This is a genomic window from Oscillibacter sp. (assembly GCF_031978065.1).
Taxonomy (GTDB): Bacteria; Bacillota; Clostridia; order Oscillospirales; family Oscillospiraceae; genus Oscillibacter.
In genome coordinates, this window is the sequence record NZ_DALZCH010000132.1 from 1 (window position 1) to 7,806 (window position 7,806).

A 7,806-nucleotide genomic window follows, 5' to 3' on the forward strand; every position below is an offset into this window, starting at 1 on the left:
GTCGTTGTTGAAGTCCATGAAGATGGTCTTCACGCCGGAGGCAATTCTGAAGCTGCCAGCAGCACCGGTCACCACAGTGGTGCTGGACGTCAAAGAGGCGTTGCTGATGGTATCATAGCCCTTCCGCGCGTTGGTGCCAGTGACGGGAGTGACGTTGGCAGTTGTAATAGCATAATCCGCGTTGGCAGTATCGGTGCTCTCATACTTGATGATATCGCCGAAGTACACATTGGTGTTCGCAGTGCCGACGTTAATGGAAGTCTCAGCGCCAGTCATGTCCCAGCCGTTGAGGGTGGTGACCAGCTTACCGTTGACCAGAGTCTTATAGCTGTCACCAACGATCATGAAGTTGGTGGAAGTGCCGGCATCCTTGATGTAGGTGGCATAGCCATAGGCATCCAGATACAGAGTGACGTCCTTCTTGGTGGAAGAAATCTGAGCAGCGCTCAGGTCGTTGAAATCAATGTCGCGGATAGCGGCCAGCTTGTAAGCGGTTCCGCCAACGGTCACGCCGTTAACAACGTTGCTGTTGTTGCGGGTGATAGCAGTCAGCGCGCCGGTGACAACCTGAGGAGCCACAGCACTGTCAACATCGCCGCCAGCATAGGTGACCAGCATATAGTCGCCAGACTTGCTGTTCTTCAGATCAGCATATGCATCATCGCTGTCCTTCACGGAAGACAGGGACTTGAAGTAGGCGTTGCCAGTGACAGGATCCTTACCGCTGAGAACGGTGGTGCCATTAGTGGCATACCCAATGTTACCAACATCGTCCAGCTGCTTCACGGTGATGGTCTTGCTGGAGACGGTGTTGACCTCCATGAGCTGGGTGCGGATAACCACGATGTCGGAGATAATGTCGGCATTGTCTTCGTCCACATAGACCTCAACCAGAATGCCGTTGCCGGTCAGGTCAACCATCTTCTGAGCATAGTCGGAGAGCTTTACAGCCTCTTCAACCTGATCATAGCTGGCAGCGGGAGTAAGAGCAAAGTAATTGCTCTGGCTGTTATCGCTGATGGTCACCTTGGTGCCACCGTAGACCTTATAGCCGTCCAGACCCATGTCCTTGACCTTGTCCTTGGCGGTGTCGCCGGAAGGAGCAACGGTAAAGGTGAAGTCGGCCTTCTTGGCAAACTTGTCAATGGTGACATTCTTGTATGCCCAACGAGTGGCGGGCCGACCAAAGTCGGTGGTGGTGTCGCTGAGCTGTTTCAGATCAGTGAAGTGCTGCTCTGCGAACTGCATCTTGGTGTCGGTCTTAATGTTGCCGTCAGTCTTGCTGTTGTTGACAACATCGGTGTGGTCCTTGGTACCGACAACCACGTTGATGTCCTTGCCGGAGACGCTGACATCATTGCCCTTGTACTCCACCTTGGTGGCCTTCAGGGTGTTCAGCGCCAGCTGGCAGGCCTGCTCACGGGTCACGCCGGCGTTGCCGGAGAAGGGAGTGAGGAAGTCGTTGTACAGGCCGGCGACAGAGCCGACAGAAGCGACCTTCATGGTCCAGCCGGAGCCGGAGAAGCCCTCGATGTCACCCTTGTAGCCCAGAGCGCCCAGCAGCATCTTCGCGAAAGCGAAGCCGGTCAGGGCGCCGGTGGGACGGAAGGTGCCGTCAGAGTAGCCGTTGATGTAGCCGGCGGTCTTGCAGTAAGAGATAACCGCGGCAAAGGTGTTGGTCACGGGCACGTCCTTGTAAGGAGCGGCAGCAACCTGCAGGGAACCGGCGGCCTCGGAGCCGATCATCAGAGAAACGATGATCTTGGCGGCGGCGCCGCGGGTGAGAGCCCCGGCGGGCTTGAAGTCGCCGCCCTCATAGCCGGTGATGATACCGAGCTTGTTGAGAACTGCAACTGCTTCCTGGTACTGAACTTCACCCTTGTCGGTGAAATCCTTGTACTCGGTGGCGCCGGCGCCAATGGTGACCAAAGACATGGTCATAACCAGCGCCATTACCAGAGAAAGGAACTTCTTCATGGATTTTCCTCCTTAAAAATTTGCCGCTTTCGCCGAAGTCCGCGTCCGGGACACACGCCGGTCCCCCAAACCGTTGGTTTCGGGACCTGCGCTATCGCCTTGCACAGATCCGGCTTCCGCGACATGAATGTTGAACGTCCGAATGGGTCTTTCTTCGCCCGGCGCACATACCGTGGCTAGCCGGTCCCGTATCTGCTCCGGGAAAGGAGAGTCCCCTCGTTTGTTCTTTCTGGATTCTAGCAGATATTTTTTGACGGCGCAATAGCTTTGCGCATTTGTAACAATCTTGTAACACAGCCGCCGCAGGCGGATTTTTCCCACAGACGGAAAGTAAATTCTTCATTTCACCCAATCCTACTTGAATAAACGAGGCAAGTCAAATATAATAGAGTTTCGTAAGAAAGCCGCGAAGCGCCGAAGGGAGTCCGCCGTGTCCGAAGCCGTACTGTTTACCGCGTCTACATATTCCCACCTTTTAAATTTCCACCGACCCTATCTGGCGGCGTTCCGCGCTTTAGGGTGGGCGGTTCACATTGCCTGCGGAGGAGAAAGCATGGCAATTCCGGAAGCAGACCGGGTAATTCCGCTTCCTTTTGAAAAGAGAATGACCGCTCCGGCCAATTTCCGTGCTCAGGCGCTTCTGCGCCGCGCCATGGAGGAGACGCAATACAACCTTGTGGTGGCTCACACGTCTTTGGCCTCATTTTTTACCCGTCGCGCGGCGGCGGGGCTGGGCGGGCGCAGGCCCCCCCTTGTCACCGTGGCCCACGGATATTTATTTGATAATAGGACAGCACCCCTCAAACGGGAAATTTTCCTCTCGGCAGAGCGGCTGACCGCTCCCCAGACCGACCTGCTTTTGACCATGAACCAATGGGACTATGCGCTGGCACGGCAAAAGAAGCTGGGACGGCGGGTGGAGAACGTTCCCGGCATGGGGGTGGATTTTTCCCGTCTGGAGGGACGGGAGGCCGACGGTTCGGCGCTGCGGCAGGAACTGGGGCTTGGTCCGGATGAGCTTCTCGCGGTTTACGCGGCGGAATTTTCTGCCCGTAAGTCTCAGTCCCTACTACTCCAGGCCATGGCGCTGCTGCCGGAGCGGGTGAAGCTGGCTCTGCCCGGACAGGGCGCGCTGCTGGAAGAATGCAAAGTGCTTGCAACGCATCTGGGCGTTGAACGCCGGGTGTTTTTTCCCGGTTCAGAGCCGGACATGCCCCGATGGTACGCCGCCGCTGACCTAGCGGTTTCCGCCAGCCGGTCGGAGGGACTGCCTTTTAATGTAATGGAGGCCATGTACGTCGGGCTTCCGGTGACGGCCAGCGCGGTGAAGGGGCACACGGATTTGCTTGCCGACGGTGGCGGGCTGCTGTATCCTTACGGAGACGCGGCGGCCTGCGCCGCACAGCTTCTCCGGCTGACGGAGGATGCGGACCTGCGCCGAAAACTGGGTGCACAGGCCCATGAAGCAGCCCTGCCCTATGGGCTGGGGCGGGTTTTCCCGCAGGTGATGGAGGCATACCTCTCCGTCGTACCCAGCACGGCGGAGCGGAAGCCCGTTTTCGCGGGAACAACCGAAAGTGCCGGACGCTGAGAGCGCGATGACTATAGACTATAAAAACGCATAACCGGAGGTCTGATAGATGAAAAACACAAAGAAGAGCCACCTGCTTTACGCGCCGGGTGCAGCGGGCGCATTGCCGGAGGAGCTTTGCGACCGGCGGAGTCTGGCCCTGTTTGCCGGGGGGCTGTTTTTGCTGGTGACACTCACCGCACAGGAGTCTGTGACGATGCTGTGCATTCTGCTGGCGCTGGGGGCATTGCTAACGGCGGCTCTGCTGCGTAAGCGGCCCATAGCCCCGCGTCTGGGGCTTCTGTTTCTGGCGGTGACGCTGTATGTGCTGTGGGCGGGCATATCCTGCTTCCGCAGTCCCTACCCCGTGCTGGCTTTAAAGGAGTTTGCAAAGATTCTGGCGGGGTTTTTGCTGTTTCTGCTCGTTATTTTTACGGCAGGAAGCGGGAAAAACGCGGGACGAAACGCAATTTCCGCTGTCTCCGCCGTCTCCGCCCTGTTTTCTTTTTTAAGTATTGATTTGGTATCCACCCACTGGTTTTCCGGTGCGTTTCGCGCCATCGTCGAGACGTTTACGCAGGATTACAGCGTCAATTCTGGCCTTGAGACGGGAACCCGCATCAACTCCCTTCTTGCCGACGGCAACACCTTTGCCAGTGTGACAGGGCTGGGCGTGCTGCTGGCACTGGGTCTGGCCCTGAGCAGCCATGGGCGGGAGCGGACGTTTCACGCGGTGTGTCTGTTTCTCTCGGCGCTGGGCTTCGTGCTGGCGTTCAGCCTTGGCGCCATGGGCTTTATTGCCGTTGCGTTCGTGCTGTTTCTGCTGGCGGTACCCAAAGGGGAAAAGCTCCCCGCCGCCGTTTTAATGGTGGAAACGCTGGCGGTTACCATGCTTGGGGTTTTGGCGGTTTATGCTTCCGTGTTTGACGGGACGAAGCAATTTTCCCCCGTTCCCCTGCTTGCGGCGCTGGCGGGGTCCGTGGGCCTTGCGGGGCTGGACAGGCTTTTGTCCCAGCGAATCTGCACGGCTTTTTCCCGACACAAAACACTGTCTCTGGGCGTAGCGGGTGCGCTGGTGCTCTGCGGGGCGGTGTACGGAATCTTGGCGTTTCAGCTCACCGGCCCGGCTTCTCTGGCGCCGGGCGAGGTTTTAAATCGGGCCGCAAACCTTTCCGCCGGAGCGTACACCCTTTCCACCGAGAGCAGCGGAAACGCCTCTGTACGCGTCACCTGTCAGAATGAAACCGACTTAATTCTCCACACCTCCACGGTGCTTTACGACGGCGTATCTGACGGTGCAGCCTTCACCGTGCCGGAGGGGACGGAGGCGGTCTGGTTTGCCGTCTCCCTGCCCGAGGGCGGGACGGTGGAACAGCTTTCCTATACCGGGACGGAGGACGGAAGTCTGAACCTTCATTACAGGCTGCTGCCGGGGTTCATGGCAAATCGGCTTCAGGGCCTTTGGGCCAATCAGAACTCCGTCCAGCGGACGGAGTTCTGGCGGGACGGCCTGCGTATCTGGGAAAAGTCCCCCCTGCTGGGCGAAGGACTTGGCGCGGTGGAAGCGGGGCTTTACTCCGTCGCCCGGTTTGAGTACCAGAGCCGGTACGTCCACAACCACTACGTCCAGACATTAGCGGATGCCGGCGCAATCGGCCTTGCTCTGTTTGCGGGCGTGCTGGCCTCCTCCTTTTGGACGGCGCTGGCAGGACGGAAGCGGGGTGTGCCTCTGGCTCCCGCGCTGTTTGCGGCGACGGGCTTCGCCGCGCTTCAGGCAGTCAACCAAGCAGCCTTTTCTCTCAGCTCGTTTCTGTCACTGATGTTCTGTATCTGGGCAGGAATCGCTGTCCACTGCACGCAAGCTGCCCCGGAGCAAGCGAAGGTCCCCGCCATGGAGGCCGCTGTGGCTGCGGAGACAAAAACAAAGAAAGTCGCCGCGAAACCCAACGCCGGGAATGTGCAGCCTTCCCCCGTGAAGGGCTGGACAGCCCGTAAGGCTTTGCTGCTCTTCGCCCTTGCAATCACAACGATCTGGAGCGTGCTCCTCCTAAACCATCTGCGGGCGGACAACGACATGATGTTCGGGCAGGGCACCGTTTTCCAGCGGCTTGACAGCGCCATCGGTAGCGATCCTTTCAGTCGTCAGGATTCCATGCAAGCCTATATTTATTACAGCGCTCAGTCCGACGACGAGGCGATTCAGAATCAGGCGGGCCTGTATGCCTCGACCTATACCCGGTCCGGAAATACCGACCCGGACTACCTTGCGGAATACTTTTTTGACAACCACATTCCGCAAGGTGCGTTTGCCTCCCTCTCTCGCCACCTCGCATTCAACCGGGCGCGGACAGGAGCGTGGCAGTATGCGCTTACGCTTCTGGCGGAGCAGGACGACGGCACGCCGGAATTCCGGGGGCTGTCCTTGGGCATTGCGGCGCAGCTTCAGGAGGCCAACAACTATCTTCTCCAGCCCATCACCCTGTACGGCCGGGCTCAGACCTATTTGGACTCTCTTAAATAACGCCCGCAATTTCCGGGCATTGACCAAAAAGCGGCAGCCTTCGGAACTGAAGGCTGCCGCTTTCCATACTCCTTGGGAAACCCGAAAGCCCGCGCCGGTTGACAGAAGTCCGCTTCCGGGGTACAATCAAATGCGCGTAAAATGTCGGTTTTGGGAGGATTTCAGAATGATTAAGGAGAACCAGCGGCTGCTGAACCAATTGCACGTCCTGTCTGACGGGGTATTGGTGTTTGCCTCCATGCTGCTGGCCTATTGGGTGCGTTTTTCTCTTCTGGGCGGCATTGAGGGGATTCCATTTTTCTATTATGTGGCTTTGGGCGGGGCGGCTGCGGCACTGTGCCTGCTGAGCTACGCCACGGCGGGACTGTACGAGTCCTACCGCTCCATCCGCTTTCACCGGGAGGCCGCGCGGCTTTTAAGCGTCACCGCCATGGACACCGCGCTGCTGGTGGCGATTCTGTTCGTGTTCCATCTGAACAACATGTCCCGCTGGACGCTGGTTCTGTTTTTCTGCTTTACAAGTGGGCTTCTTTTGGCGAAGCGGGCTTTTTTGCGGCTTCTGCTACACCGCTTTCGGGCCAAAGGCTATAATCTCAAGCATGTGGTGCTGGTGGGCAGCGGCCCAACGGCGGAAAATTATCTAAAAAAGGTGGCGGCCCAGAAAAACCTCGGCTTTCTGGTGGACGGCGTGGTTTCCGACGGAGACCCGTGGGGCGTGCTTCCTCTTTTAGGCGGATATGACCATTTGGAGGACCTGCTCAATCAGCGCAAGCCGGACGAGGTGGTGCTGGCGATTCCGGGAGCGGACAACGGGAAGATGCCAAGTCTCATTTCTGTCTGCGAAAAAACCGGCACAAAGGCGTCCATTATTCCCTTCTATGCGGCGCATCTGCCCAGCAATCCTCAGGTGGACAATCTGGACGGACTGCCTCTTATTAACCTGCGGCGCATTCCGTTGGACAATTTGGGCAACGCTTTTTTGAAGCGGGCGGAGGATATTCTGGGCGCACTGATTTTGATTATCCTCACCTCGCCGCTGATGATATTTGCGGCCATCGGCGTGAAGTTCAGCTCTCCCGGCCCCATTTTATTTCGGCAGGAACGGGTGGGGCGCAACAAAAAGCCCTTTCAGATGTACAAATTTCGCTCCATGCGGATCAACGCCAAGGAAGCCACCGGCTGGAGCACCAATGCCGATCCCCGGAAAACCCGGTTCGGCTCTTTGATCCGCAAGCTTTCCATCGACGAGCTGCCCCAATTTTTTAATGTCCTCAAGGGCGACATGTCTCTGGTGGGGCCCCGTCCGGAAGTTCCCCACTTTGTGGAGCAGTTTCGGGAGAATATCCCCCGCTATATGGTCAAGCATCAGGTGCGCCCCGGCATCACCGGCTGGGCGCAGGTTTCCGGCTTCCGGGGCGACACGTCTATCGAGGGCCGCATCGAACACGATCTCTATTACATTGAGAACTGGAGTCTTCTGTTCGATGTGAAAATTCTGCTGATGACCGTGTTTCGTGCGGTGAACCGCGAAAAGCTGAAAATTTGACAGGCTTTTCCTCACTGTCCCTGCGCCCGATTTAGGCGGCCCCAGTCCTTTTTTCCGCAAAGATGGGCGATCCGCGCAACGCGAACCGCCCATTCTTATTAGAGAAGCCCCGCTCCTTTCGGAGCGGGGCTTCTCTAACTTTTATTTTTCGGGAGCTTCTTCCTGCGAGGGGGCGGACAAGACCTAAAAGAA

At 57.8% G+C, this 7,806-nt stretch carries 4 protein-coding genes; 3 read left to right on the forward strand and 1 reads right to left on the reverse strand.

Translation table 11 applies throughout. From position 1 onward, the window contains the following. A partial coding sequence (locus RTK01_RS14815) for an S-layer homology domain-containing protein (protein ID WP_312281711.1) occupies nucleotides 1-1,977 on the reverse strand: 1,977 nt, incomplete at its 3' end. 430 nt (nucleotides 1,978-2,407) lie between these two features. On the opposite strand from RTK01_RS14815, the gene RTK01_RS14820 reads away from it, so the two are divergent. The 3 genes from RTK01_RS14820 (at nucleotide 2,408) to RTK01_RS14830 (ending at nucleotide 7,614) form a co-directional block, all read left to right on the forward strand. Next, a complete protein-coding gene (locus RTK01_RS14820; protein ID WP_312281712.1) occupies nucleotides 2,408-3,568 on the forward strand; it encodes a glycosyltransferase in 1,161 nt (386 codons plus the stop codon). Nucleotides 3,569-3,617: 49 nt separating this feature from the next. Further along, nucleotides 3,618-6,068 (forward strand): O-antigen ligase family protein, encoded by a 2,451-nt coding sequence (locus RTK01_RS14825; protein ID WP_312281713.1) that lies wholly within the window; start codon nucleotides 3,618-3,620, stop codon nucleotides 6,066-6,068. Nucleotides 6,069-6,234: 166 nt separating this feature from the next. After that, nucleotides 6,235-7,614 (forward strand): undecaprenyl-phosphate glucose phosphotransferase, encoded by a 1,380-nt coding sequence (locus RTK01_RS14830; RefSeq protein ID WP_312281714.1) that lies wholly within the window; start codon nucleotides 6,235-6,237, stop codon nucleotides 7,612-7,614. The last annotated feature ends 192 nt before the right edge of the window (nucleotides 7,615-7,806 follow it).

Bases quoted from the DNA above. Each gene is read 5' to 3' on its own strand.
- RTK01_RS14825 (WP_312281713.1), top strand. From the start codon at position 3,618: ATGAAAAACACAAAGAAGAGCCACCTGCTTTACGCGCCGGGTGCAGCG.
- RTK01_RS14830 (WP_312281714.1), top strand. From the start codon at position 6,235: ATGATTAAGGAGAACCAGCGGCTGCTGAACCAATTGCACGTCCTGTCT.